Annotated in this window: 25 protein-coding genes; 15 read left to right on the plus strand and 10 right to left on the minus strand. The window is 66.4% G+C overall.

Translation table 11 applies throughout. The annotated features are described in order from the left end of the window. The first annotated feature begins 21 nt into the window (after positions 1-21). Genes AC1D2O_RS04310 through AC1D2O_RS04335 form a run of 6 tightly spaced genes read left to right on the plus strand, consistent with a single transcriptional unit; the run spans position 22 to position 6,807 of the window. The gene (locus tag AC1D2O_RS04310; protein WP_478156295.1) at positions 22-2,388 is read left to right on the plus strand and encodes a DUF3141 domain-containing protein; all 2,367 of its coding nucleotides are present in this window, start codon (positions 22-24) and stop codon (positions 2,386-2,388) included. A gap of 1 nt (position 2,389) precedes the next feature. Continuing rightward, complete coding sequence (gene fabI / locus AC1D2O_RS04315; RefSeq protein WP_478085533.1) at positions 2,390-3,169, plus strand: enoyl-ACP reductase FabI; 780 nt, start codon at positions 2,390-2,392, stop codon at positions 3,167-3,169. A 25-nt stretch (positions 3,170-3,194) separates the two neighbouring features. Next, positions 3,195-4,694, plus strand: a complete 1,500-nt coding sequence (locus tag AC1D2O_RS04320; RefSeq protein ID WP_478085535.1) for a bifunctional enoyl-CoA hydratase/phosphate acetyltransferase — start codon at positions 3,195-3,197, stop codon at positions 4,692-4,694. After that, positions 4,691-6,016, plus strand: a complete 1,326-nt coding sequence (locus tag AC1D2O_RS04325; RefSeq protein ID WP_478156297.1) for an acetate/propionate family kinase — start codon at positions 4,691-4,693, stop codon at positions 6,014-6,016. The genes AC1D2O_RS04320 and AC1D2O_RS04325 overlap by 4 nt, the downstream gene beginning before the upstream one ends. Next, positions 6,013-6,339 carry a hypothetical protein gene (locus AC1D2O_RS04330; RefSeq protein ID WP_478085539.1) on the plus strand — a complete coding sequence of 109 codons (327 nt, stop codon included), beginning with the start codon at positions 6,013-6,015 and terminating at the stop codon, positions 6,337-6,339. Before AC1D2O_RS04325 ends, AC1D2O_RS04330 begins: the two co-directional genes overlap by 4 nt. 21 nt (positions 6,340-6,360) lie before the next feature. Further along, positions 6,361-6,807: a hypothetical protein gene (locus AC1D2O_RS04335; protein WP_478085541.1), complete on the plus strand. Its 447-nt coding sequence runs from the start codon at positions 6,361-6,363 to the stop codon at positions 6,805-6,807. Between the two features lie 15 nt (positions 6,808-6,822). On the opposite strand, the gene AC1D2O_RS04340 is transcribed toward AC1D2O_RS04335, so the two are convergent. Beyond that, entirely contained in the window at positions 6,823-7,089 is a 267-nt protein-coding gene (locus tag AC1D2O_RS04340; protein ID WP_478085542.1) for a hypothetical protein, read from the minus strand. Positions 7,090-7,124: 35 nt separating this feature from the next. Beyond that, positions 7,125-7,517, minus strand: coding sequence for a PRC-barrel domain-containing protein (locus tag AC1D2O_RS04345; RefSeq protein WP_478085544.1), 393 nt, complete (start codon positions 7,515-7,517; stop codon positions 7,125-7,127). 246 nt (positions 7,518-7,763) lie between these two features. Between AC1D2O_RS04345 and AC1D2O_RS04350 the strand changes: the two genes are divergently transcribed. The 3 genes from AC1D2O_RS04350 (at position 7,764) to AC1D2O_RS04360 (ending at position 11,108) form a co-directional block, all read left to right on the plus strand. Next, complete coding sequence (locus tag AC1D2O_RS04350) at positions 7,764-9,206, plus strand: patatin-like phospholipase family protein (RefSeq protein ID WP_478156298.1); 1,443 nt, start codon at positions 7,764-7,766, stop codon at positions 9,204-9,206. A 13-nt stretch (positions 9,207-9,219) separates the two neighbouring features. Next, a complete protein-coding gene (locus tag AC1D2O_RS04355; protein WP_478085548.1) occupies positions 9,220-9,960 on the plus strand; it encodes an MgtC/SapB family protein in 741 nt (246 codons plus the stop codon). A 68-nt stretch (positions 9,961-10,028) separates the two neighbouring features. Then, positions 10,029-11,108, plus strand: coding sequence for a lipid A deacylase LpxR family protein (locus tag AC1D2O_RS04360; protein WP_478085550.1), 1,080 nt, complete (start codon positions 10,029-10,031; stop codon positions 11,106-11,108). Between the two features lie 267 nt (positions 11,109-11,375). On the opposite strand, the gene AC1D2O_RS04365 is transcribed toward AC1D2O_RS04360, so the two are convergent. The 3 genes from AC1D2O_RS04365 to AC1D2O_RS04375 form a co-directional block, all read right to left on the minus strand. After that, positions 11,376-12,269, minus strand: a complete 894-nt coding sequence (locus AC1D2O_RS04365) for an SDR family oxidoreductase (protein WP_478156300.1) — start codon at positions 12,267-12,269, stop codon at positions 11,376-11,378. A 62-nt stretch (positions 12,270-12,331) separates the two neighbouring features. Next, positions 12,332-12,832 carry a DUF1097 domain-containing protein gene (locus AC1D2O_RS04370; protein ID WP_478085554.1) on the minus strand — a complete coding sequence of 167 codons (501 nt, stop codon included), beginning with the start codon at positions 12,830-12,832 and terminating at the stop codon, positions 12,332-12,334. A gap of 33 nt (positions 12,833-12,865) precedes the next feature. Beyond that, positions 12,866-13,609: an SDR family oxidoreductase gene (locus AC1D2O_RS04375; protein WP_478085556.1), complete on the minus strand. Its 744-nt coding sequence runs from the start codon at positions 13,607-13,609 to the stop codon at positions 12,866-12,868. Between the two features lie 125 nt (positions 13,610-13,734). Between AC1D2O_RS04375 and AC1D2O_RS04380 the strand changes: the two genes are divergently transcribed. Beyond that, complete coding sequence (locus AC1D2O_RS04380; protein WP_478085557.1) at positions 13,735-14,637, plus strand: LysR family transcriptional regulator; 903 nt, start codon at positions 13,735-13,737, stop codon at positions 14,635-14,637. A 64-nt stretch (positions 14,638-14,701) separates the two neighbouring features. Here the strand turns inward: AC1D2O_RS04380 and AC1D2O_RS04385 are convergent, their stop codons facing one another. The 4 genes from AC1D2O_RS04385 to AC1D2O_RS04400 all read right to left on the minus strand — a co-directional run bounded on the left by AC1D2O_RS04385 (position 14,702) and on the right by AC1D2O_RS04400 (position 17,550). Next, entirely contained in the window at positions 14,702-15,247 is a 546-nt protein-coding gene (locus tag AC1D2O_RS04385; protein ID WP_478085558.1) for a DUF4256 domain-containing protein, read from the minus strand. Between the two features lie 119 nt (positions 15,248-15,366). Then, a complete protein-coding gene (locus tag AC1D2O_RS04390; RefSeq protein WP_478085560.1) occupies positions 15,367-16,368 on the minus strand; it encodes a serine hydrolase domain-containing protein in 1,002 nt (333 codons plus the stop codon). A gap of 120 nt (positions 16,369-16,488) precedes the next feature. Beyond that, positions 16,489-17,019: a hypothetical protein gene (locus AC1D2O_RS04395; RefSeq protein WP_478085561.1), complete on the minus strand. Its 531-nt coding sequence runs from the start codon at positions 17,017-17,019 to the stop codon at positions 16,489-16,491. 138 nt (positions 17,020-17,157) lie between these two features. Next, complete coding sequence (locus AC1D2O_RS04400) at positions 17,158-17,550, minus strand: YbaN family protein (RefSeq protein WP_478156302.1); 393 nt, start codon at positions 17,548-17,550, stop codon at positions 17,158-17,160. 473 nt (positions 17,551-18,023) lie between these two features. Between AC1D2O_RS04400 and AC1D2O_RS04405 the strand changes: the two genes are divergently transcribed. The 5 genes from AC1D2O_RS04405 to AC1D2O_RS04425 all read left to right on the plus strand — a co-directional run bounded on the left by AC1D2O_RS04405 (position 18,024) and on the right by AC1D2O_RS04425 (position 25,317). Further along, on the plus strand, positions 18,024-19,862 hold the full coding sequence (locus AC1D2O_RS04405) for an adenylate/guanylate cyclase domain-containing protein (RefSeq protein ID WP_478085564.1): 1,839 nt from the start codon (positions 18,024-18,026) through the stop codon (positions 19,860-19,862). Positions 19,863-19,874: 12 nt separating this feature from the next. Then, positions 19,875-21,074 carry a phosphatase PAP2 family protein gene (locus tag AC1D2O_RS04410; protein ID WP_478085565.1) on the plus strand — a complete coding sequence of 400 codons (1,200 nt, stop codon included), beginning with the start codon at positions 19,875-19,877 and terminating at the stop codon, positions 21,072-21,074. An 18-nt stretch (positions 21,075-21,092) separates the two neighbouring features. Further along, positions 21,093-23,141 carry a S8 family serine peptidase gene (locus tag AC1D2O_RS04415; RefSeq protein ID WP_478156304.1) on the plus strand — a complete coding sequence of 683 codons (2,049 nt, stop codon included), beginning with the start codon at positions 21,093-21,095 and terminating at the stop codon, positions 23,139-23,141. A gap of 163 nt (positions 23,142-23,304) precedes the next feature. Then, entirely contained in the window at positions 23,305-24,840 is a 1,536-nt protein-coding gene (locus AC1D2O_RS04420; protein WP_478085595.1) for an ABC transporter substrate-binding protein, read from the plus strand. Between the two features lie 75 nt (positions 24,841-24,915). Then, a complete protein-coding gene (locus AC1D2O_RS04425; RefSeq protein WP_478085568.1) occupies positions 24,916-25,317 on the plus strand; it encodes a hypothetical protein in 402 nt (133 codons plus the stop codon). A gap of 60 nt (positions 25,318-25,377) precedes the next feature. Here the strand turns inward: AC1D2O_RS04425 and AC1D2O_RS04430 are convergent, their stop codons facing one another. Then, the gene (locus AC1D2O_RS04430) at positions 25,378-26,373 is read right to left on the minus strand and encodes a Bug family tripartite tricarboxylate transporter substrate binding protein (RefSeq protein ID WP_478085569.1); all 996 of its coding nucleotides are present in this window, start codon (positions 26,371-26,373) and stop codon (positions 25,378-25,380) included. Between the last annotated feature and the right edge of the window lie 6 nt (positions 26,374-26,379).

Consider the following 26,379-nt stretch of genomic DNA (forward strand, 5'->3'; position numbering starts at 1 on the left):
CTCCAACGAAGGAACGACCCTATGAAAAATCCAGCGAAACAGCTTGTCGAGAGCCAGGAGATCTCCAAAGAGGTGGCCAAGGCGTTCGAACACCGGACCACGGTGGCCGCGAAGCACTTGGCCGAACGCGTGCGGCAGGCAGGCGATCGGCAGCTGGCGGCCTTGGTGAAGAAACCGCTGCTGCCCTGGCAGGCCGGGGTGGACGCCGCGCAATACGGCGTCGACTTCGCCCAGCGCGCGGTGCTGCTCTGGGACGGGCTGCGCCAGCGCGGCAACAACTTCATCGAGCACGAGCGGCAAGGCCTGCCGCCGATGCTGCACTTCGCGCACGAGATGGTCATGGACGGGCGCACGATGGAGCGTCCGGTCAATTACGCGCTGCTGCGCATCGTGCCGCCGGATGGCATGAAGGTGGATGCGCGCCGCCGTCCCTACCTGATCATCGATCCGCGGGGCGGCCACGGTCCTGGCATCGGCGGCTTCAAGGAGGACTCGGAAGTGGGCGTCGCCCTGGCCGCCGGCCACCCGGTGTACTTCGTCATCTTCTTCCGCGATCCCGAGCCCGGCCAGACGCTGCTGGACGTGTGCAACGCCGAGCGCGAGTTCGTGCGGTGCGTTCGCGCGCTCCATTCCGATGCGCCGAAGCCCGCGATCGTCGGCAACTGCCAGGGCGGCTGGGCCGCGATGATGCTGGCCGCGGCCAATCCCGACGACACCGGCCCGCTCGTCGTCGTGGGCGCACCGATGTCCTACTGGGGCGGCGCCTGGAGCGAAGGCGCGGGCGACAACCCGATGCGCTATGCGGGCGGGCTGCTCGGCGGCAGCTGGCTTGCCTCGCTCACCTCCGATCTCGGCGCGGGCAAGTTCGACGGCGCCTGGCTGGTGCAGAACTTCGAGAACCTGAACCCGGCCAACACCTTCTGGGACAAGTACTACCACGTCTTCGCCAACGCGGACACGGAGCCCGCGCGCTTTCTCGAGTTCGAACGCTGGTGGGGCGGCTACTTCCTGCTGAACCGCGAGGAGATCGAATGGATCACGCAAAACCTGTTCGTCGGCAACAGGCTCTGGGCGGGCGAGCACTCCGGCGCCGGCATGGGATTCGACTTGCGCGACGTCAAGGTGCCGGTCGTGCTGTTCGCCTCGCTGGGCGACAACATCACGCCGCCGCAGCAGGCCTTCAACTGGGTTGCCGACGTGTACGGCAGCACCGAGGAGATCAAGGCGCGCGGCCAGGTGATCGTCGGCCTGATGCACCAGGACATCGGCCACCTGGGCATCTTCGTGTCCGGGCGGGTGGCGAAGAAGGAGCACGCCCAGATCGTGTCGGCCCTGCAGTCCATCGAGGCGCTGCCGCCTGGCCTGTACGGAATGGAGATCGCGGAGCAGACGGATGACGCCGGCAAGACCCTCTATGACGTGAGCTTCGTTGAAATCCGGCTCGAAGACGTCGTTGCGCGACTGAACCACTACCGCCGCGAGGACGAGAAGCCGTTCCAGGCCATGAAGGCTGTCTCGGAATTCAACCAGCGCGCCTACGAGCTGTTCGGCCGCCCCGTGGCGCAGGCGCTGTCCAGCGAGGCCGGTGCGGCCCTGGGGCGCGCGTTCCACCCGCTGCGCTTCCAGCGCTGGGCGCTGTCCGACCTGAACCCGTTCACCTGGTGGCTGGCGCCGGCGGCGCAGCAGGTGAAGGCCGCGCGCCAGGCGGTCGCGCCGGACCATCCCCTGCGGCAGCTTGAGTCGACCGGTTCGGAACTCATCAGTGCCTCGCTCGACGGCTGGCGCGCCCTGCGCGACGCGATGGGGGAAGCTGCCTTCTTCCAGGTCTACGGCAACATGTTTGCCCTTTATGGCGGCGATCAGGGCATCGGCGACGAGCCGCAGGCGCAGCCGTTGAACCCCCGCGATCTGCCCTTCGTGAAGCGGGCGCTCGCCGCCATCGACCAGGGCGGGTATGCCGAGGCGCTGGCGCGTGTCGCTTTCCTGATGGCGCATGAGGACACGCCGCTGCCGCTGTCGCGGCTGCACCTCGCCCACGAACTGATCGAGGACTACGGCGACCTGCTGCCCCAGCTGCCGCTCGACGAAATACGCCGCATCGGCGGCGAGCAGGACATCATCGCCCGCTACGAACCACAGCAGGCGCTGGCCACGCTGCCCGTCTTGCTGGCGCGCCCGCAGGACCGCAAGCGGCTGCTGACGCTGCTGGAGCGCGTGCTGGCGGACCGGCGGGTACAGCGTATCGTGCCTTCGGCCGAGCAGACGTCGATGCTCGCGCACATCCGCAGCCTCCTGGTCCCGGTCGTGCCGGCGATCGCCGCGCCCGCGACGCCTTCTGCACCGTCGACGCGTGTGCGGCGCCGGACCGCGGCAGCCAGGAGAGCCTGACATGGACGTCCAATCCCAATCGCTGCTCGCCGGCCGCAAGGGCCTCGTGGTTGGCATCGCCAACGAGCACAGCATTGCCTACGGCTGCGCGCGCGTGTTCCGCGCGTGCGGCGCCGATCTCGCCGTGACCTGGCTGAACGATAAGGCCCGCCCGCACGTCGAGCCGCTGGCGCAGGAACTCTCCGCCGCCATTTCCATGCCGCTGGACGTGGAGCAACCGGGTGCGATGGAAGCCGTCTTCGATGCCGTCCGGCAGCGCTGGGGGCGCCTCGACTTCGTGCTGCACTCGATCGCCTTCGCCCCCTCCGCCGACTTGCACGGGCGGGTGGCCGACAGCTCCCCCGAGGGCTTCGCCCGCGCGATGGACATCTCGTGCCACTCGTTCGTGCGGATGGCGCGTCTGGCCGAACCGCTGATGCACGAGGGAGGTGCGCTGCTGACCATGAGCTACCTGGGCGCGGCCGAAGTCGTGCCGCACTATGGCGTGATGGGGCCGGTGAAGGCCGCGCTCGAAGCTTCGGTCCGCTACCTCGCCACCGAGATGGGCCCGCGCGGCATCCGCATCAACGCGGTGTCGCCGGGGCCGATCCGCACGCGTGCGGCCTCCGGCATCCCCGGCTTCGACGACCTGATCGAAGACGCACGCTGCCGGGCGCCCCTGCCGCGCGAGGTCGAGATCGACGACGTGGGCTCGCTGTGCGCGTTCCTCGTGAGCGGTGCGGCTCAGGCGATCACCGGCGACGTCCATTACGTGGACGGCGGCTTCCACATCCTTGCATGACCAACGACCCCAAGGCGAAAGAATCGTGTCCTCTACTTCCCATTCCCATGAACTGGCGGTGCTGCGCAACCGCACCTTTGACGAAATCGCCGTGGGCGATCGCGCCACCATCGAGCACACGTTGAGTGCTGCCGACATCCAGCTGTATGCGGCGATCACGGGCGACATCAACCCGCAGCACACCGACGCCGAGTTCGCCGCCTCCACGCCTTACCAGGGCGTCATCGCCCACGGTATGTGGGGTGCATCCCTGATCTCGACGCTGATAGGCACCTGTCTGCCCGGGCCGGGAACGGTCTACCGCGCCCAGACGCTCGAATTTCGGGCCCCGGTGCGGGTGGGCGACACCCTGTCCGTCACGGTGACGATCACCGCGCGAGACGAGACGAACCACAGCGTGGTCCTCGACTGCGCTTGCGTCAACCAGCACGGCCAGCAGGTGATCACCGGCGTCGCGACGGTGAGCGCGCCGACGGAACGCTTCGAGCGCCCGCGCGGCAGCCTGCCGCAGGTGGGCATTGCGTCATCGCACGAAGATGAACTGACGCGGCTGATCGAGCGCGTGCGGCCGTTGGGGCGGCTGCGCATGGCGGTGGTGTACCCCTGCGATGCCGTGAGCCTTTCCGCCTCGCTCGATGCCCACGCGGCCGGCCTCATCGACCCGGTGCTGGTCGCGCCGCGCGAGCGCCTGCAGGCCATCGCCCGAGAGGCCAGCCTGGATATCCGTGGCCTGCCCATCGAGGACGTCGCGGACAGCCACGTCGCGGCCGCGCGCGCCGTGGAGATGGCGCTCCAGGGCCAGGTGGACGCCCTCATGAAGGGCAGCCTGCACACCGACGATCTGATGTCCGCCGTGGTGGCCAGCAAGCTGCGCACCGGTCGCCGCATGAGCCATTGCTTTGTCATGCAGACGCCCGCCTACCCGCGGCCGTTCATCATCACGGACGCCGCGATCAACATCGCGCCGACGCTTCTGGACAAGCTCGACATCGTGCGCAACGCGGTGGACCTCGCGCATGCCTTCGGGGTCGCACGGCCGCGCGTCGCCGTCCTCGCCGCAGTCGAGACGGTCAATCCCAACATGGCCGCCACACTGGACGCCGCGGCGCTGTGCAAGATGGCCGACCGGGGCCAGATCGAGGGCGCTTTGGTGGACGGGCCTTTGGCCTTCGACAACGCCGTGTCGGCTGCCGCCGCGCGCGTCAAGGGCATCGTGTCCGAGGTCGCGGGCGCCGCCGACATCCTGGTCGTCCCGGATCTGGAAAGCGGCAACATGCTCGCCAAGCAGCTGGAGCAATTCGGCGGCGCGGCCAGCGCCGGCATCGTGCTCGGCGCGCGCGTCCCGATTGTGCTCACCAGTCGGGCCGACCCGCGCGAGTCCCGCATCGCATCCTGCGCCGTGGCCCTCGTCGCCGCGCGCGGTGCTGCGCAAGGTGCGGGCGCCGCGCGGCAGCCTCCCCAGTCGGCGGCCGCCCGGGCGGTGGCGCCCGCCGCTGCCGCAGCCAACCTGGAGCCGCAGCCGTGAGCGCCGCCATGCTGCAGCCCGCTGCGCGGGAAGGCGCCGTCGGCCTTCTCGTCCGGGAAGCTCCCGAACCGTTCCCCGGCTCCGCGTTGACGGGCGATCCCATCCTGGTCCTGAACTGCGGCTCTTCGAGCATCAAGTTCGCCCTTTTCGACACCGGCGCCACGCCGCTGCCGCGACGCCCGCTCTGGGCCGGCCGAGTCGAAGGCATCGGCGGCACGCAGGCGCACCTGATCGACGCAGACGGCGCGTCCGTGGCTCTGGAGCTCGATCCCGAGCGGCCCTACCACGCCGCCCTGCAGCACGTCCGTGCCTGCATCGAACGGCGCACGGGTGGCCGGCCGCCGGCCGCCGTGGTTCACCGGGTCGTGCACGGCGGCAGCAAGTACACGGCCCCGGTGCGCCTGGACCGCGTGGTGCTGGAAGAACTGCGCAGCTTCATCCCCCTCGCGCCACTGCATCAGCCCTATGCCCTGGAGGCGATCGAGGTGCTGCTGGGCGAGGCGCCACATCTGCCGCAGGTGGCCTGCTTCGACACGGCCTTCCACCGGACGCTGCCGCAAGTGGAGCAGATGCTGCCGCTGCCCCATGCCTTGTGGGAACGCGGGGTGCGCCGCTACGGCTTCCACGGCCTGTCCTACGAGTACCTGGCCATCGCCCTGGCCGAACGCCATGGACCCGCGGCGCGCAGGCGCACGATCGTGGCGCATCTCGGCAGCGGCGCCAGCCTCTGCGCGATGGAGGGGCTGAGCAGCGTCGCCACCACCATGGGCTTTTCCGCGCTGGATGGATTGATGATGGGCACGCGCTGCGGGGCGATGGACCCCGGCGTGCTGCTGCACCTGCTTCAAGTCGACAAGATGGGTGTGCAGGAGCTCGAACAACTGCTGTACCGCGAGTCCGGACTGCTCGGTGTCTCGGGGCTTTCGCCGAGCCCGCAGGTCCTGCTGGCGGCCGAGGACACGAATCCCCGGGCGCGCATGGCGCTGGACCTCTACGTTCGGCGCATCGTGCGCGAGATCGGCGCCCTGACAGCGGTGCTCGGCGGCTTGGACCTGCTCGCGTTCACCGCCGGCGTCGGCGAGCACAGCGCGGTGCTGCGCGAGCGCATCTGCCTCGGTCTGCAATGGCTGGGAGTGGAGTTGGATCAAGACGCCAACCGCGCCCACGCACCCACGATCTCCAGCGGGCGCGGCCGGGTGCGCGTGGCGGTGGAGCCCACCAACGAGGAATGGGTCGCGGCTTTCCACGCCCTCGACGTGCTGCGCGAAGGCGTTTCTCCCATCGGCGGACGCAACCCCCATTTGACGGAGGCAAGACCATGAACATGAGGCTGGATGACTATCGCGTCGCTGCGAATCTCGAGGACATCGATCGCGAAATCGCGCGGATGGCGCTGCTGTGCCGGGCCAAGCTGCTCCAGTCGGGCGTGATCGAGCGCGTCCTGAAGCGCGATGCGTCGGTATGCGGGACCGACAATCCGATCGCGTTCGGCAAGCTGCACGACATGCTGGTCCTGCACTTCGCGGTGCGCGAGAAATCGGCCGAGGTCCGGGGCCAGATCCCGACCGCCGCGATCGAATCGTACGTGGTCGAGCGCCTGCGCAAGCGTTTCCCAGACCTCGCGGCGGACTGGCGGCGTGCTTGAACTGCGGTCACGGGCGGCCCCATGACGGACATCAGCGTCGGTGCCCTCGCAGGCGTGCTGGGGTCGGTGGCCGGCAGCTCGGCCACGATCGCGATCGCGTGGATCACCCAGAAGACGCACGGCCGGCGCGAATTGATCGGGATGGAGATTCGCAAGCACGAAGCCCTCTACGGTGAATTCATCGCCGAGTGCGGCAAGCTCCTTGTGGATGCGCTGACGCATACGCTCGAGCAGCCGGAGACGCTCCTCCCGGCGTACGCGCTGCTCAATCGCATCCGGCTCACCGCCTCGGCCGAGGTGCTCGCCGAGGCCGAGCGCCTGTTGCGGCGGATCGCGGACCAGTACTTCGCCACCAACCTGACGACGAAAGACGTGGGCCGCATTGCGCATTCGGAGGACCCCGACCCGCTGAAGGTTTTCGGCGAGGCCTGCCGCAGGGAGCTCGAGGCAATCCGCGCCGGACTCTAGGTGGGGCCGGGGCCGCTACACGTGATCCCGATCCCGCTCGACGTGCCTGTGCACGCTCGGCAAGGCCAGTTCGCGACCGATCATCGCCCGCGCGTACAGGTAGTTGTTGCGCGTTCGCTCGCTCATGCCATCCATGTCGACGCTACCTCGCGGGTCGCAGGCGAACGCGAACGCCTGGCCATTGCGCAGTAGGGACCGAAACAGCAGGATGAAGGAGTCGGGCTCCGCTTGCGACGCGGCTGCGGCCGCCCCGCTGAAGGACGAAGAGAGCGCCTGGCGCATGGTGAAACCTCCGGTCGTGAGCGGCGGCGCCGTGATCAGCGCGTGTACTCGAAGGCCGGCATGGCCTTGATCGCCTCGCGCGTGGCGCCACGCAGCACCGGGCGGTCCCCCGAAACGTTGAACAGCCCCACCGGGATCGCTACGTCGTGCCTGCGCACGCCCAGGAAACCGCCAGCGCCCACGATGGCGTAGGAGACGGACGCGTTCGGCGCGACGATGACGTCGGTGATGCGGCCCACGGTTTCGCCGTTCTCGTTGACGACCTCTTGCCCGAGGATCTGCTTCTTGGCGCTCAATCCGTTGGCGATCTCGCGCACCTCCGTGACGCCGATGCTGAGCAGCGTGGAGCCTGCAACCTGCGCCTGGGCGCTTGCTGCCCCTGTCACGAGGACGAGTGCCGCCAGCGCGCCTGTGAATGTGTTTCTCATATCTTTTCTCCTGAATGACGTGGGAGGTGGAAGGGTTACGGCGCCGGATTCGCCCGGGTGGAGCCGATGCCAGAAGCGTAGGCCGTGCCTCTTGCGAAGTCGTGGATGAATCGTCTGACTTCGGTCCGGATTCGGTGTGCGCATGTCTGACCAAACACGCACCGAAATGCGACCGCAAGGAGACGACTTCGCGCGGCCGAGGTTCTATCTTCTGGCCTGCGGATTCAAGCCGCACAAGGAAGCTCGATGAATCTGTTTGTCCCAAATGTGGCGCGCCGGCTCGCGCGCAACGCATCGGTCTGCGCCCTGGGCCTGCTGCTCGGCGCATGCTCCACGGTGCGTCCCTGGACCAACGAGCCGATCACGCCGGAGGCGACGATCCAGCCGATGGTGCGTCCGGTGGTCGCCGTCGACGGGCAGGTCACAGCACACCCGGTGATCGCGGCGGTCACTCTTTCCGGTGGCGGTGCGCGCGCGGCGGCATTCGGACTGGGCGTGCTGCAGGAGCTCAAGGCCACGCGCTTCGAGACGCAACGCGGCGAGACCACGCTGCTGGACGAAGTAGGGCTGGTCAGTGCGGTCTCCGGCGGCAGCATTCTCGCGGCCTACTACGCGGCTTTCGGCGATGAGGTTTTCACCCGCTTCGAACACGACTTCCTGCTGGTGAATTTCCAGTCGGGGCTGATCCGGCAGGCCCTGTCTCCGGTCTCGACGTACCAGCTCACTTCGCCTTGGTGGGGCCGCACCCAGGTCCTCGCCAGTCGGCTCGAGACCGTGTTCCGTGGCACGACCTTCGGCGACCTGCGCCAGCGCCGTCCCTGGCCGCGCCTGCTGGTCACGGCCACCGATCTCACCACCGGAGTGCCCTTCGAGTTCACGCCGGAGCAGTTCGGGCTGATTTGCTCCGACCTGGAGTCCGTGCCCCTGTCCTTCGCCGTGGCGGCGTCTTCCGCTGTGCCCCTCCTGCTGAGCCCGGTGACGGTGCGCAACTATGCCGATACCTGCACGCAGGCCCAGGGGCTGGAGACGGCCATGGCACCCGAACGGAACCTCTCGGCCCGCGTCCTGCACCGGATCGCGGAGAGCTACCGGAACGCGAAGGAGCGTCCGTACATCCATCTTGTCGACGGGGGAGTGGCGGACAACCTCGGCGTGCGCGGCCTCATGGATCACACCATCGCCAGCGGCTCACTCCTGGACACGTTCCGCACCATGCCGCCGGGTTCGGTGCACAAGATCGTGCTCGTGACCGTGAACTCCGAGCGCGGCCTCGCCACGGCCATCGACGATTCCGACCGGGTGCCCGGCGCGAGCCAGGTGGTGCAGACGCTGGTTTTCGGGGCTGGCTCCCGCTTCAGCGGGGAGACCACGGAGATGGTGAAAGACGCAATGCAGCGCCTCGAAGGGGAACTGCGCGAAGCAAGAGGCCGCGCAGGCAGCCCGTTCGCTGCGGACGCGGAAGTCTATCTGATCAACGCGAGCCTGAGCGACCTCAAGAACTCGGGCAAGCGGAGACTGCTGATGGGCGTCCCCACGGCCTTCGAAATTCTCCCTGCGCACGCTCACGACCTGCAGGCGGCGGGCCGGCAGGTGTTGCGCGAGAACCCGGAATTCCAGCGCCTGCGGCGCAGCTTGGGCGCGCAGTCGATGGCCACGGGCCCCGCGCCGTCGGGCGCGGAAAAGCCATGAGGACGGTTGCGCCATGTCCTCGCTGAATAACCTGCAGGTTTACTGGTCCGGCAGCTTCATCGAAGCCAACGCGCTGATCGGCGTGAACCTGCTGGGCGCGCTCCTGCTGGGAATGCTGATGGGCTACGAGCGCTCGTACAGCGGCCGTGCCTCCGGGATGCGCACCTATGGGCTCGTGTGCATGGCGTCGACGGCGCTGACCGTCTTCGTGGGTTATGCGCCGCTCTGGTACGGCGGCGCGGCCGCACAGGTGGCGCCGGATGCGACGCGCATCGTGCAGGGTGTCGTCACGGGCGTGGGTTTTGTTTGCGCCGGGGTCATCGTCAAGGACGGACTCAACGTCAGAGGGCTGACCACGGCCGCATCCATCTGGGCGGCGTCCGCCGTCGGTGTGCTGTTAGGGGTCGGCTTGTACGCGGCGGCCCTGGTGATGGCCGTGCTCTGTTTGCTTTCGATGTCGCTCGTCCACGAGGTGGAGCGCAAGCTGCCCGGACGCGCCGTCTTCGACGTGTCCCTCAGCTTCTGCCGCGACACGGCACCGGAGCTCGAGCAACTGGCCCAGGTGGCGCTGACGCATGGCTATCGCCTGGTGCACCACAGCCTCAGCATCAGCTACGCGGACACCGTGCCGGTCTGGCGCTTCTGCGTGATTGCCCCGGACAGATCGCGCTCCACTTCTCCTGCGCGCCTGGCGCACGAGCTCTCTCGATCGGATGAAGTGGTCCGGTTCAGCATCGTCCCGTTGAAGAACTGATTCCGACATCGACCACGTGTCTATTCGCAGTCTGCAAAAACGCCACCCACCTCACACCCCCACGATCCATGAGCCGACATTCCGCGACCCTCGAGCGCTCCGACACGACTGCCACTACAGCGCCGATGCTTGTCTTTCGCGTCGTGCAGGTGCCGGCGATGCTGCGAAGTCGCCGGTTCTTGGTTGCGATCGCTGTTCTGGGCTGCGCCGCCGCAGCCCCGGCTTTCGCCGAAGAGCGCTTCGCTTCCATGCTGTTCCAGAACGACGTCTTCTTCGGGCGCGATGGTGGCGGCTACACCAATGGCGTCTTTGCTTCAGTCGTGCGGGTGACCTCGCCAGGCGAAAGCAGCGTGGAGCCTTCTCTGTTGATGAAGCCGATCGCCGGCTGGCTTGGCCTGCCGCAGGCGACGCTCGCTTCCTCGGCACTGGGCCAAATCATGGTGACCCCGCGCGACCTCACGATGCGCAGACCGGACCCCAAGGACGCGCCTTATGTCGGGGCTCTGATGTTTCGCTCTACGCAGGTGTTCGTCCACGATGACATCGCTGACATGGCGGCGGTCAACATGGGCGTAATTGGCCCGGCCGCCGGCGCCGAGCAGACGCAACGCCTCATTCATCGCATCGTGGGCGCGGACCGCCCGGAGGGCTGGGACAGCCAGGTTTCCAACAAGGCACTGGTGGGCATTGAGCGCTATCGGGCCTGGCGCTTTCCGCTGGGTGCCGCGGAAGCCGGCAAGGCCAACGGCGACTTCGTCGCGCTCGCCGGTGGCGCCCTTGGCAACCTCGAAACCTCCCTCGGCGGCACCGTGATGCTGCGCTACGGCGTGGGATTGGAGCGCAGCTTTCCGACCGTCCCGCGGGTCATGACGCACAGCGCCGATCCCTTCGTGATCGGCCGCGGCTGGTTTACCTATGCCGGACTCTCCGCCGATCACCTCTTCAACCATGTGGGCATCAGCGACGACGTTCCCTCCGGCGCAACGGCGCAGCTGCGCAAGTCGCGTTTCGTCGCGGTGGCGGGCATCGCATACGGCTGGCAGCATTCGTCGCTGAGCTTCTCGCTGCAGAGCGCGAATCCACTGGTCCAGTCCAACCATCAACAGCAATCCTACGGGTCAGTGACCTATAGCTGGAATATGCGTTGAAGCGCGCGCTGCAGACCATTTTCCGCGCCACCTCTGAAGTTCTGCATCGACGGTCGGTCTCAAGGTATTGCGAAAACAGCTCGCCGCCTGGGCCGCCGCGACGAAATTGCTTGATCAGCAACTGAGGTGCCATCCGGGCCGAAGGCCATCGAATGTCAGCTTCTCACGGACCGACATGGCGATTTGGGCCCGGATGTCCGCGCGCCCGCTCTGCGCACAACCTGTCAGATCCAGGACCGACATTGCAGGCCCACTGGCTTGCGCATCTCAGCGGCGGACTCTGGCTTCGAGCAGGTCACCCATGCCGATGCGCTTCGCGAAGGCGATGCGCACGCGCTCGGACACCTCGAACACCTCGGTGGCGCCGTCGTCCACGAAGTCGATCAGCGAGCGCATCGGCCGCGTGCCGGCCGGCAGGCCCACGATCCGGACGATCTCGTCGGCCACGGCCTGCGGGTCGGCATCGTCGGGTGTCAGGGCCGAGAGGCGCTCGCTGATCTGGTCCATCACGCCGTCATAGCGGCTGTAGGCGGCGGCGGTCGCCGCATCGGCGGGCTTGCCCGCGCTCTGGAAGTGGTCGGTGCCCCGGGTGAACGCCCCCGGCACGACGATCGAGGTCTCGATACCGAAGCGCGCGATCTCGTAGGCCAGCGTCACGGCCAGCGAATCCATCGCAGCCTTGGCCGCGCCGTAGGGGCCCATGAACGGCGGGAAGCCGCCCCTGGTGGTCGTGCTGCTGATCCACACCATCAGCCCCGACTCCTGCCGGCGCAGGTAGGGCAGCACGGCGCGGTTCACGCGCTGGGCGCCGAGCACGTTGGTGTCGAACACTGTCGTGATCTCCTCGGGGGTGAAGGCCTCGCTCGGCCCGACCACGAGATGGCCCGCGTTCTGCATCACCACGTCGAGATGTCCCTGCTCGCGAACGATGGTCGCGGCGGCGGCATCGGCGGATGCCTGCGAGAGCACGTCGAGTTCGAGTGGGTGCAGCTCAAGCCCCCTGGCTGTGGCCAAGGTGCGCAGCTCGGTGGCGCGGCCGTTGTTGCGCCCCGCGATGTCGCGCATCGATGCATAGACGATGTGGCCCGCTTCGGCGAGGGATTGGGCGGTGAGCTTGCCGATACCGGTGCCGGCGCCAGTGACGAGGATGACGGATTGCATGATGGAGCTCCTGGAATGGATGTGAGTGGACGGGAAGGAAACTGGAAGGAAATCGCCTGGCCTCAACGCACGCGGCGCTGCAGCGCATGGGCCGCCCATGCCGCTGCAGATCCGAGCGCGGCCGCGCCGGCCAGCGTGGCGAACAGCGACAGCGAAGGCGGCTGGTGGACCGCAAAGAACGCGATCAGCCCGAGGAAGTAGCACAGCAGGTTGTTGATGCGCGGCACGCTGCGCATCGACACCACGATGAGCGCGACGACCAGCACCACCGCCGGCAGCGCCGCGGCGCCCACGACCGGTGCCAGTGCACCGATGGCCACGGCTGCGCCCTTGCCGATCAGCACGCCCAGGCTCACGCAGACGAGGTTGAACACGCCGTCGCGCGCTGTGACGCCACGGGTATAGAAGGCCACCCAGCCGACGAACATCGCCCAGACGGGCAGTTCGAGGACCATGGCCATCGCCGACGCGGCGGCGGCGACCACGGCAGCGGCCGCCGTGAAAGACGAATAGGAGAGACTGAAGAAGCGCGGGGCGGCCGCGTCGGACGAAGGCTGTCGCATGGTGGTTGCTCCTTGGGAATCGCGTGGGAGCACTCAGGCCACGCCGCCGTTGGCGCGCAGGATCTGGCCGTTGACCCAGCCTGCATCCGGGCCGGCGAGGAACGAGACCACCGAGGCGATGTCCTCGGGCTGGCCCAGGCGCTGCAGCGGCGGCATCTTCGCGAACGCTTGGACCTGCTCTTCGGTCTTGCCGTCGAGGAACAGCGAGGTGGCGATCGGGCCGGGTGCCACGGCATTCACCGTGATGTTGCGGCCGCGCAGCTCCTTGGCCATCACGTGCGTGAAGGCCTCGACCGCCGCCTTGGTGGCGTTGTAGATCGCGTAGCCGGGCATGTTCAGCGCGAGCGTGGTGCTCGAGAAGTTGACGATGCGCCCGCCTTCATTGAGCCGGGTGGCGGCTTCGCGCAGCGTGTTGAAGGTGCCGCGCACGTTGACATCGAAGGTCTGGTCGTAGAGCGCATCGGTGTGCTCGGCCAGCGGCACGGTCTTGAGCACGCCGGCGTTGTTGACCAGCACGTCGATCCGGCCGAGTTGCGCTTCTACGGCGTCGAACATGCGGCGCACCTCCTCGGCATGGGCCACGTCGGCCTGGACCGCGATCGCCCTCGCGCCGGCGGCCTGCAATTCGGCGATCAGCGCCTCGGCCGGCCCGGCCCCCGAAGCGTAGTTGACGGCGACGGCAAAGCCGTCCCGGGCGAGGCGTTGCGCGACGGCAGCGCCGATGCCGCGCGATGCGCCGGTGACGAGAGCGACGCGGGTGTTGCGGGGGGTGTTCATGGTGCGGTTCCTTTCAGGGGTTGGTTGGTGAAACGAATGTTCTTTCATTCCAACGCAAAGATAATCAGCCTAATATCGTCAATACAATTCCATATGCGTAAACAATAAAGCCGAGGACCGACCCCATGGATCGCTTCCAGGAAATGCAGGCCTTCGTGCGCATCGCCGAACGCCAGAGCTTCACCCAGGCCTCGGACGACCTGCGGATTCCACGTGCCACCGTCACCACCCTGATCAAGCGCATGGAAGCACGCATCGGCACGCGACTGCTGGAGCGGACCACCCGCACCGTGCGTCTCACGCAGGACGGCGAGGCTTACTACCGGCGCTGCGTGCGGCTGCTGGCGGACGTGGAAGAGGCCGAAGGTGCGTTCAGGAATGCGGCGCCCAAGGGCCAGCTGCGAGTGAACCTGCAGGGCACGCTGGCCCGGCACTTCGTGGTACCGGCGCTGCCCGGCTTTCTGGCGCGCTATCCGGAGCTACAACTGCACATCGGCGAGGACGACCGGCTGGTCGATCTCGTACGCGAAGGTGTCGACTGCGTGCTGCGCGCAGGCCAACTGCAGGACTCGTCGATGGTCGGGCGGCGCGTGGCGCTGCTGCCGCAAGTCACGGTCGCGAGTCCCGACTATCTGGCGCGGCATGGCGAGCCTGGCAGCCTGGAGGCATTGGTCTCGCACCGTGCCGTCAACTACATCTCCGGCGGCACAGGCAAGGTGGTGCCGCTCGAGTTCACCGTCGATGGCCGGGTGACGGTCGTGGACCTGCCCGCCACCGTCTCGGTGACCGGCGCCGACATCTACACGGGGTCGTCCATTGCCGGTCTCGGCCTGGTGCAGGTGCCGCGCTACCGCGTGGCGGGCGAGCTGGCGGACGGCCGCCTGAAGGTGGTGCTGCCGGGCTTCGCGCCGCCGCCGATGCCGGTCTCGGTGCTCTACCCGCAGAACCGTCAGCTGTCGTCGCGCGTACGCGTTTTCGCGCAGTGGCTGCGGGACATCTTCGAGGCTGTGGACCCACCTGCGTCTTGACGCGCGATGCTCAGGGGAATCCGGCACCGATGGTCGGCACGATGCGGGCGCCCCATCATGAACGTCAGACCTTGAGCGCCCCTCTGAATCCACGGGCGGCGTAGTACGACTGCGCCCCGTTGTGATAGACGAAGACACTGTCGTAACGCCGGTCGCAAAAGAGCGCTCCGCCGAGCTTTCTGACCTCAGGGGGCGTCGCCACCCAGCTGGAGGTCTTGATGTCGAACTCGCCGACCTCCTGAAGCTGGCGATAATGCGCCTGCGTCAACAGCGAGATGCCCATCGCCTTGGCCATGTCGATGACGTTGCCCTCGGGCTTGTTCTCCTTACGCGAACGCAAGGCCTCCGCGTCGTAGCAGAGGCTTCTGCGTCCCTGCGGACTTTCAGCGGCGCAATCGCAGAAAAGGAAGGCGCCGCCGTCATCCACCGCGCCGATGACATCGGGCTCCCCGCCGGTCCGCTCCATCTCGTGGAGCGACCTGAGCTTGTCGGGGCGGCCTTGCAGGCGACCCTGCACCGCAGCCCAGTCGACCGCTGGATGTCGATGCATGTTCTGGGCGAATCGCAGCTTCAGTACATCGACGAAGCCTTCGAGTTGTTCCACCTTCATGTCACGTTCCCCTGCTGTTTGGCTGTCATGAACCCGTGCTCCCGGCAAGCCACTCGACGTGTGTCGGCTTCTGACTGCGGGTTCGAGCTGGAGCGTCTCACTCGCGCCTGCTGAAGGCACTACTTCCGGTCCAAGGCCAGCCGCCTCTGCGCGGCCTGGAAGACGGGCCCTCGCGCGAGCTGCAGCGCCTGGCCGCGCTGCGCGCTATCCGGCGATACCGCGGAGGTCATGGCGACGACCAGGCCAAGCGGCGAATGAACCCAGATGAGCTGGCCAGCGTAGCCGCTGGCGAAGTAAGTCGAGCCGGAAGCCGCCCACCAGAAAAGCCCATAGGGCAAGCCAACCGGCGGCCCGCCGGAACTTTGAGGTTTGACCATTTGCGCCACGAACCCGACTGGAAGCACCGGCTGGCCCGCCCATCGGCCATCCTGCAGCAGCAGATAACCCAACTTCGCCATGTCCATGGTCCTCATCCACGCAATGCCGCGAGGGTATGCAGGTTCCCGCATGGCAAGAGGCGTCACGAGTTGGTCGCGCACCAGGTCGGCGATGGGGCGCCCAGTGACCCGTTCAAGGATGGCCTGAACCATCGTGGGCCCGCTGTTGTCATAGGCGAACCGTTGGCCTGGTTCTGCTCGAATTGGCCTCGCCCAAGCTGCAGCTGGAGCGAGGGACGCGGCAGTTCCGGTGCTGTCGTTCACCTCGAACCCGGTTGTCATGGCGAGCAGGTGCCTGAGCGTGATGGCCTGCGCACGGGGGTCCGGATTGAGCGGTCGCCACTCGGGCATGAGGTCGACGACCGGCAGTTCCAGAGAGGCGAGTTGCTTTCGCTGCAAGGCAGTACCCACCAGGAGGGCCAAGCCGCTCTTGGTGACCGACTGGGTGTTTCGCAAGGCGTCCGGGTTGCCATCGCGGTAGTACTCGTACACCGTGCGGCCTTGGAGGACAACAACCACGCTCTGAACATCGCCCAGCTCCTTGGCGATACCTTTGTCGACGCTCTCGAACGCGGCGACGTCGAGGCGCTGCTCTTCGTGTGTCGACGTTCGCCAAGGAGGCATCCCCTCGGCAAATGCGGTGGTCGCAACGATCAAGCAAAGCCAGACGATGACTTTCCGCAACTTAGCCCCCGTGTTGTTTGTGAGCAGCAGCCTATCGCCGGGCTCGTGGCTGCATTGTGCCCGCGCAGCGCAAGGCGAAAAATGGCGACAGGGCGCGCACCGGAAACGCCAGTGCCAAACTCACAGATCCCCGCAGAAAACCTCTCGGTTCAGATCCGCGGGGCTCGTTCGGACGACCAGCGCATGAGGCGAACCGGTCAGCTGAGACAGCGTTGCTGGCGCCGTATTGGTCAAGCGAAAGGGCCCGCTGGCAGGGGACAGCGACGTAGGGTTGTTGATCTCGGTCACCAGAACGACCTTGTTCAATGCGTACTTCGGGTTTGGCGCAAGGTTTCCACATCGACCTTCAAACACAGCCATATACAACTGCACAGGCGCCGTCGTCGCAACGCTGAGGCCTGAGACTTCGATCGTCACCACGGTGGCATCCGCCTGTGGGCGCAGGAATGCCTTGCCAACTTGCCCCGCGTTCATCCTCGTTGCCGAAAGCTGTACTGTCTTCGTGCTCGCCTCGGCCGCACGGTTGCTTGTCGTGCATCCCCACATCAAATGAAGCCCTGCGATCGTCGTGACCATCAGAATGGATCTCAGCGCTTGACCTTGCACGCGGGCGTGCTTGTGCATCTGACGCCCTTCGATGTATCGCTCCATGGGCCACCTTGCTCAAAAACGGGTTTGAATCAATATAGGCGAGGGGCCCATGTTTTCATAGCACACGTCGGCATCACGGTCGTAGAAGAACCCAACCTGTCGGCGCAGAACCTCGTCGTAGACGCCTGTCGCCGGGCCTCAGGGCGGCGGCAGCGGGCGCGACCACAGCCAGGCCAGCACCGTGGCCATGCAGCCGATGGCCAGCGCGGCGAGCCATGGCTTGTGGGCCGTCAGCGACACGATCACGGCGCAGATCGCCATGGTGGCGGTGGCGCTCCATTTGGCGCTGCGGCTCACGCAGCGGCCGTTCTGCCAGTTGCGCAGCAGGGAACCGAACAGGCGGTGATCGAGCAGCCAGCCGTGCAGCCGCGGCGAGCTGCGCGCAGCCGCCCAGGCGGCCAGGAGGATGAACACCGTCGTCGGCATTCCGGGCAGGACCACGCCGATCAGCCCGAGGATCAGGCACAGCACGGCGAAGGCGTACAGCAGGCCGCGCACGAGTGGCGAAGTCCGTCCGGGGCCGGGGTTCAACGCCGCCACCTCGGCGCGATCGCGCCATCGGCGGCCCGCTTCAGGCTGTCTTGCAATGCGCGCCACTGGAGAGTCATAGGGGGCTATTCTGGCCGCTTGGCGGCCGGGCGGCGGCAGCAGCACAAAGCGCATCTGAAAACTCAGGCTACGTGCCGAGGCGAGTCATCCGCCGGCTTCGGGCCGTCGCGGCCTCGGGCCAGGTGAGGCCGGGCGTGTTCGCGCACTCATGGTGAGCGGAAGAAGTCCTCGCCTCATTCATTCAGGGGATGTGCGAGGGCCGCGAAAGATCTAAGGTGCTGTCGTGAAACCGTCATCGGCACGGCAGTGAAAGCTACCCCATGAGCGATCCGGTGGATTCCGTCATTCGTCCGACGGGCGCGGGTTGCGTACGTTTCTGGTGCGCTCGGGCGGTTGTTCGGGGGAGATGCCCATCGAGGCCACCGGCTCGGCGGCGCCAAGGTCGCGCCGTCCCCATGCGCGCCGAGGACGGGCTTGCTCCCGTCGAACGCGACATCCACAATCCCATAGTGGAAAAACTGTGGACTCTGGACCGGTTCCAAGTCGACCTCGAGCGTGTCGTGCGCGCCATCTTGGTCGTCGATGTCGTCGAATCGGTCCGGTTGATCCAGGAAGACGAGGGGGGCGCGATCCAGCGCTGGCGAACGTATGCGGCGGAAGCCGCCGATCGGATCGCGCCGGCTTTCGGCGGTCGTCTGGTCAAGAGTCTGGGCGACGGCCTGATGATCGAGTTTCCCTCCGCGCCCAGCGCCGTCCAGGCGGCGTTGGCGCTTCAACAGCTCAGCCTGGCTTCGAATGCCGGCCTTGCGGACAATCGCAAGATGAGAGTGCGCATCGGCGTGCACGTCAGCCCGCTGATCGCCGATGCACGCGACATCTACGGGCACGGCGTCAACCTGACCGCCCGCCTTGCGACACTGGCCGGTCCGGACGAGATCGTGGTGTCGGCCGAGGTGCGCGACCAGCTGGTTCCAGGGGTCGATGCGGACGTCGAAGACCTTGGGGAGTGCTATCTCAAACATGTGACACATCCCGTTCGCGCCTTTCGGGTCGGTGCCCCGGGCGAGCATCTGATCGAGCTCGATGTGCCGGAGGGTGATCTGAAGGCCACGGTGGCCGTGATTCCGTTTGTCGTGCGCGGCGCGACGGCGGGACAGTCGGTTCTCGGGCAGGCGTTGGCGGACGACGTGATCACGGCGTTGTCCCGCTCGCAGGAGATCAATGTGGTGTCGCGGCTGTCGACGATCTCGCTGGGGGGGCGCAAGATGAAGCTGGAGACCCTGGCGCACCACCTGAATGCCGACTACCTGGTCTCGGGCACGGTGTCGATCAGCGGCGATCTGCTGAGACTCAGAACGGAACTGGCCGAGGTGAAATCGCGGAAAGTCGTCTGGTCGAAGACGTTGAGAGGCGCGGTCAAGGGCGTCATCGCCGGCAAGGACGAGCTCGCCGACCGGTTGGTGAGCGAGATCTGCGGCGCATTGATGACGCATGAACTGCGGCGTGCTGCCGGCAACGCCTTGGCGACGCTTGAGAGCCGCACGCTGCTTCTGGCCAGTATCACCCTCATGCATCGGATCTCGCCCTGGGCGGCTCTGCGGGCGAATCTGATGCTCGAGGCGCTGATCGAGCGGTCGCCGCGCCTGGCGCCTCCGTACGCCTGGCTGGCCAAGTCGTACGTGCTGCGGGTGACCCAGGGGTGGTCCGACGATGTGCATGCGGACGGAAGGCGTGCCTTGGAGAACACACGTCGCGCGCTGGATCGGGATCCGACGCTCTCGCTGGCGATGACGGTGGAGGGTCAGGTCAACACCTACATCCTGAAGAACCTCGATGTGGCGCACGATCGCTACGAGGCGGCGTTGCGCGAGAACCCCAACGACTCCCTCGCCTGGCTGCTCAAGGGCACGCTGCATGCGTTCCGCGACGAGGGCAAGGAAGCGGTGCGCCACACCCGACAGGCGCTGAGGCTGTCGCCTCTCGATCCGCTGAAGTACTACTTCGACTCGCTGGCTGCAACAGCCGCCTTGGCGGCCGGCCAGTATCCGAGGGCCGTGAGCCTTGCGGAAGCATCGCTGCGTCTGAACCGGGCACATACGTCGACCCTGCGCGCGCTGATCACCGCGCTGTGGGAGTTGGGTCGCGAAGAAGAAGCTCGGGCGAGGGCTCGCGAGCTGCTGAACATCGATCCGGATTTCAAGGTTTCCCATTTCTTGGAGCGGTCTCCGGCAGCGCCGTTTCAACTGGGTCGGGTCGTCGCCCGCGCCTTGCACAGCGCCGGAATTCCACAATAAGGAGAATTCGAAATGAGCTATCTCGAAGGCGTGGAAGGGGTCGAGGGTGTCGAAGGGGTGGAAGGTGTAGAGGGTGTGGAGGGTGTGGAGGGTGTCGAAGGCGTGCGCGGAGCTGCAAGGCGAATGCCGGTCTCCGGCCTGATCGCGCAACGGGACGGGATCGCGGGCAGTTGGGACTACAAGAATCCCCCGGCTTGGAAAAGTGCCGACATCGCGCAGACGGTCCCGGGGCCGCTGGAACGCTGGGATCGCCGGATACGACGATTCGTCTTCGAATCCGAATTGCTGTCGTCGCTGTACTTCGCCTTCGAAGGCCCGGCCGGCGGTCCGTTCCCGGCGACGCTTTACAGCTTGGAGGAGGCAGGCAGCGCATCGGGCACGGCGGCGCCGACCGGCAACTGGCGCGCGCTGATCTCCATGGTTCGCCCCTCGTCCGCCATTCTGGGCGACCAGCTCGAACTGATGAACGGATACGCCGATCTTCGCGCCGACCGTGCGCGGGAAATCGTCGACCAGATGACACCCCAGTACGCGTTCTGGAGCGCCGTCGTGCCGTTGTACCCCGTGCGGCACAGATACACCTTCGAACTGCTGGATCTCGTGCTGCGCCTCGCCAAGTACGCCGAGATGAACTTCAAGAATGCGATGTGCGTGCGGCGGCCCAACGAATACTCGCCGCAGATCGAGCCCATCCTTCAGACGCCGATTCATGGCTCGCTGCCCAGCGGCCATTCGACCGAGGCCCATGCGGTGGCACGCGTACTCTACGAACTCGTTCTTCGTCCAGGCACCACGGCTTTGACAGCGCAACAGTTGCGGGAACAACTGATGCGGCAGGCGGACCGCATCGCGATCAACCGGACGGTGGCAGGCCTGCACTATCCGGTCGACAGCATGGCCGGACAGCTGCTCGGCTTGATCATCGGCAACTACTTCGTGGCGCGGGCGACGACTCCTACGAGTGCGGGCATCCAGGTGGGGGCCTGGAAGTTCGATGGGACAAACTATCCGTCCACGGATGACTTCAGCGGCACGGAGATCTACGACGTGGTCAACGACGAGATTCATGCTCCGACCTCCGGCGCTTACGTGGCGCGGATGGATCCCAAGGCGGTAACCAACCCCTCTCCCGGTCCGGGCGGCAACCTGTTCAATGTCAACCCGGCACACGGTCTGCATTGGTTGTGGGGCAAGGCACAGGGCGAGTGGTAGCACGACGCGAGGCCGATCATGGAAACACATGAGACAGACGAAAAGGGCGGCTTGCGCTCCGCGCAGCCGTACTTGAACTGGGCCATCGGTACCGAAGGCGTATTTCTGCGCTCCGGCAACTGGTTCCCCTTGCTTGTGGAGTTCACGAAGGACATGGCGCTCGGGGAATTTCGGAGAGTGTTGGCGAGCGAATCGGGCAGTAGTTCCCTTTTTCGCATACCCGAGGTCTTTGGCACTGACGGGCCGCTGCCGGATGAATTCAGTTTCTGCGTGGTCCTGGTCGAGGAGAAGGCCTTCAAAAAGGGCATCACGACGTCCAAGCGCTGGAGCAAGTTCATTCTCCATTCCGACATGGGCCCCCCTGTGACTCTGCCTGAAGTGGACGCCGCCTCGGACTACGCGCCGTCTGCAAGCAGCGGGTCCGCTGCGGAGCATCGTGTCGTGGTGGCGGTCATCGATCAGGGCATTGCCTTTGCCCATCCCAGATTCCGGTACAGGCATCATGCCCCGTCCGGCGATGAGGATCGCACGCGCGTCGAGTTCGTGTGGGTGCAAGATGCAAGCGGAGCCATAGCGCCGGGAACGCCAGGCAAGGAGATCACTGCGAATCAGATCGACAACGCGGTCCACCATGCCGACACGCACGGGAAGAATGACGAGAGCATCTATCGCGCGCTTGGCGTGCTGGAGATCGGCACCGATGGCTACAAGCCGCTGGCGCGCAGACAGGCTCATGGAACGCACGTGCTCGACATGGCGAGCGGCTATGAGATCAAGAACGCGCCGTCGACCCGACCGATCATTGCAGTCGAGATGCCGGAAGCGGCCGTGGGCGACCCTGCGGGATCCACGCTGAAGCCCCACGCGGCGTGGGGGTTGGTCTACATCCTGTGGCGCACCCTGAGTCTCCAGCGGCTCGGAGAGACCTTGCCGGTCGTGGTGAACATCAGCTATGGACCTCAAGAAGGCCCGCATGACGGAAGTTCTGCCTTCGAGCGATTCGTCGATGCACTGACCCAGTTTTCGCGATGGCTCGACACGCCCATGCGAGTCGTCCTGGCGGCCGGCAACTACCGGCAGTCACGCGCCCATGCGAGTTTTCGGCTGGATAAAAAAAAGAGTTCTCAAGTCCTCGATTGGCGGCTGCAGCCATGCGGAATGACTTCGAGCTTCATGGAGATCTATTTTCCGTCCGGCCATGCGGTCACCGTGAAGCTGAAACCACCTCATGCCCCGGCGCTCGTCATTGCGACTTCGATGCCGCCGAATGTGGCCGTGGAACCGCCCGGCGCAACCACGCCGGCACCGTACACGCTTGAGTATGTGGAAACCGGCGCTGCGCTCAGCAGCATCGTGCTGTGTGTGGCGCCAACGGCGCAAGACTACTGGGCGCCGGGCCCCCATCCCATCGTGCCATCCGGAGTCTGGCGCGTCATCGTCTCGATCGCCACGACTGGGACGGAGATCGTCCCCTTCGATGCCTGGATCAAGCGCACCGACACGCCCGGCGGTCGGCGCGCCAAGGGCCGGCAGTCGTATTTCGACGATGGCGAGTACCAGCGCTACGACACCAGGGGCAGACCCGTCGAGTTCGACGCCCCCGGCACCGCCAGCTACGTGAGACGGCGAAACACGCTCAGCGGTATCGCGACCGGTTGCGAGACCTACGTGATCGGCGCTTATCAGCGCGGCCCCGATTCGACAGACCAGGTGCCGACCTTCTATAGCTCGGAGGCCTCTGGCAATCCGACTCCGGGTCGGATGAGTCTGGCGGTCAACTGGCTGGCGCCGGCTGAAGACGCGGCGAGCTGCCCGGGCGCGCTTGGCGCCGGCACGCGCAACGGGACGCGCGTGGCAATGAACGGGACCAGCGTGGCTTCTCCGCAGGCCGTGCGATATTGCGCGGATGTCTGGTCGACGGGCGTCGAGCCATCGCCGATCCCGCCGAGCTCGGAGCTTGACCCGCCGTCCAGTCGCGTGCCCGGTAGCGACCAGCTTCTGGTTGCGGGTGTCGGATTGATGCGATTGAAGCCGCCGATCGGGCACGTCTGGCTTGATCGCCCGTAGCGCGAGCTGATCGAGGCCCTACCGGACGCCCGCGGTGCTGCCTGCCCGGGTTCCGCGCGAGGTTGTGCAAATCAGGCGCTGCATCTTCGTCGAACCTGGAGGAGGGACTGTCGTGAACCCACTCAACTCGGCGCCGGCCCGGGCCTGCATCCTGGGCATCGCAATGGCCACGGTCGGCCCGGTCTCGGCGCAGACCCTGCGCTGGGCCAGCCAGGGCGATCTGCAGACCCTCGATCCGCACTCCCAGAACGAACTGTTTACCAACTCGATCAATGGGCAGGTCTACGAGACGCTCGTCGGCCGCGACAAGAACCTGAAGCTCGTCCCCGCATTGGCGACCGGTTGGCAGCAAATCAGTCCGACACTATGGCGTATGGCCTTGCGCCCCGACGTGAGATTTCATGGCGGCCAGACCTTCTCGGCCGACGACGTCGTGTTCTCTGTCGAGCGCGCGAGGGACAAGGCATCGGGCATCCGCGTGTATGCCGCGGCGCTGGGCGAGGTGCGCAAGATCGACCCCCTGACCGTGGAGTTTTCGCTGCCTCAGTTCAATCCGATCTTCCTCGAGCATGCCGCCCTGGTACAGATCATGAGCAAGGCGTGGTGCGAGGAACACGATGCCACCAGGACCCAGGACTTCAAGAGAGGTGAGACGAAATACACCACGCTGAACGCCAACGGGACCGGCCCCTACATCGTCGTTTCGCGGCAACCGGACGTGAAGACCACCTTCAAGCGAAACCCGAGCTGGTGGGGAAAGTTCGAAGGCAATGTGCAGGAGGTGATCTATACGCCGGTCAAGAGCGATCCGACGCGAACGGCCGCGCTGCTCTCGGGCGAGATGGACCTGCTGCTCGATCCGCCGCCGCAGGACACCGAACGGCTTCGCACCGCCAGCGGCGTGAAGGTCGTGGACGGGGTCGAGAACCGCGTCATCTTCATCGGCATGGACCAGGGGCGAGACGAGCTTCGCTACAGCTCCGTCAAGGGCCGCAACCCCTTCAAGGACGTGCGCGTACGCAGGGCGCTCTATCACGCGGTGGACATCGAGACCTTGCGCACCGCCATCATGCGTGGCCAGGCACGGCCCACGGGCGCGATGTCGCCGTCGCCGCTGGGTATCTACAACGACCCGGAGCTGGAACGGCGTCTGCCCTTCGACTTGACTCGAGCGCGTGCCTTGATGGAGGCGGCTGGCTACCCGAAGGGCTTCGAGGTCACGCTGGATTGCCCGAACAATCGCTACATCAACGACGAACGGATCTGCATCGCGTTGTCAGGCATGTGGGCACAGATCGGAGTCAAGGTCAAGGTCGTCGCGCAGCCGAGGGTGCAGTACTTTGCCAAGACCGAGAAACTGGACGTGTCGATGTACATGCTGGGCTGGGGTGGCGCCATCTCCGATGCCGAGGTCACGTTGACGCCCGTGCTGCGCTCACGCGGCGAGAACGGCATCGGTTACTACAACTGGGGAGACTACAAGAATCCGAGACTCGATGAACTGGCGGCCGCATCGTCGGCCGAGCCGGATCCCCTCAAGCGCGAGCAGTTGATCAAGGAAGCCTTTCGCGAGCACAACGAACAGGTGCACCACATCCCTCTGCATCGTCAGGTGATTCCCTGGGCCATGCGCAGCAACGTCGAGGCCGTCCACCGGGCGGACAACTGGCTCGAATGGCGGTGGATCAGCATCCGTTGAGAAGACGCAACTTGGCCGGCCCACTTGGCGCCAGGATGTGCGGTAATCTGCGGGGGCATCGATGGGGAATCAATGATGTCAAGCGATTGGAAGCGCCGCGCCAGGCTGTTCGTCCAGCGCCTCTGGCAGCCGACCAGCGCGTGCATGACCTGCATGCCGGGGAGCTGGGGCAATCTCCTGAGCCTTGCCCACTGGACGGTGGCACTGCAGACAGGCCTGGCCACCGGCATCCTGGCCGTGCTCCTGACCTTCACTCCGGCGGCCAGGCTCTTCTCGAACCGTTTCGGCAATGCCCTGGTCGTCGGCGTCCTGACGATGCTGGGCGACGCCTACTCGCACGCGAATCACTACGACATCCCCTTTGCCGAGGCCATCGCGACGGGGGTGGTGTCGGGCCTGCTGACGCTGGCCGGCTCCTACCTCTTCGAAGACCGCGCCCGACGCATCCGGGCGGCATGGGCGAGGGTGTTCGGATAGCCCACGCCGGCGGTCGGCCCGCAGGCAGCCGCCATCCGGCCGCCTCGCGGAACTGCTCTGTCAGTCGGCCTTGATGTGCTTCTCGCGTATCACCTTGGTCCAACGTGCCGAGTCGCTCTTCACGATCTCCGCAAAGGCGTCGGGCGTCGTCCCGGTGAGGTTGATGCCGTACTCCGCCATCCGTTTCTTCAGATCAGGATCGGCCAGCACCTTGTTCAGGTCGGCCGAGAACTTGTCGGTGACCTCGCGGGGCGTCTTGGCGGGCAGCAGCATGCCGTACCAGCCGATGCTCTCCAGTCCCAGGTTGCGGAAACCGCTCTCGACGAACGTCGGCGTATCGGGCAGTTGCTGCGTGCGCACCGGGCCGGTGACCGCCACCGGGAGCAGCTTTCCACTGTTGGCGAACGGCCTGGCGCCCGGGACCGACACGATGACCGCCGACACCTGGCCGCTCAACAGGTCGTTGATGGCGGGCATTTCCCCCTTGTAGGGGACGTGCAGGAGGTCCACATTGGCCGCATCCTTGAGGATTTCCATGTAGAGATGGCCGGCCGACCCCGTGCCGAAGGAGCCGTACGAATAGTGTCCCGGCTTGGCGCGCGCCAGGGCGAGGAATTCGTTCAGGGTCTTGGCGGGTACCGACGGACTCACGGCGAGGGTCACGGGCATCGTGGCCACCTGTGACACCGGGCTCAGGTCCTTGATGGGGTCGTAGGAGGCCTTGCCGTACAAGGCCGGCGCCTGCACCAGCGCAGTGACGGTCAGCAGCGCCGTGTAGCCATCCGGTTCGGCCCGGGTCACCGCCTCGGCCGCCACGATGCCCGACGCGCCCGTCTTGTTCTCGACGATCACCGGTTGTTGCCAGAGCTTGCCGAGCCGCTCGGCGATCAGCCGGGCCATCACGTCCGAGGCGCCGCCGGCCGCGAAGGGAAGCACGATCTTGACCGGCTTCTGGGGAAAGCTGCCTGGCTGCGCCGGCGCCGTGCAGGCCCACAGGCCGAGGGCACCGGCGGCCAGAACCCGGGCGAACCGGTGGCATGCGTTGCGAAGTTTCATGGGAGT

The organism is Variovorax sp. P1_G12 (genome assembly GCF_056405555.1).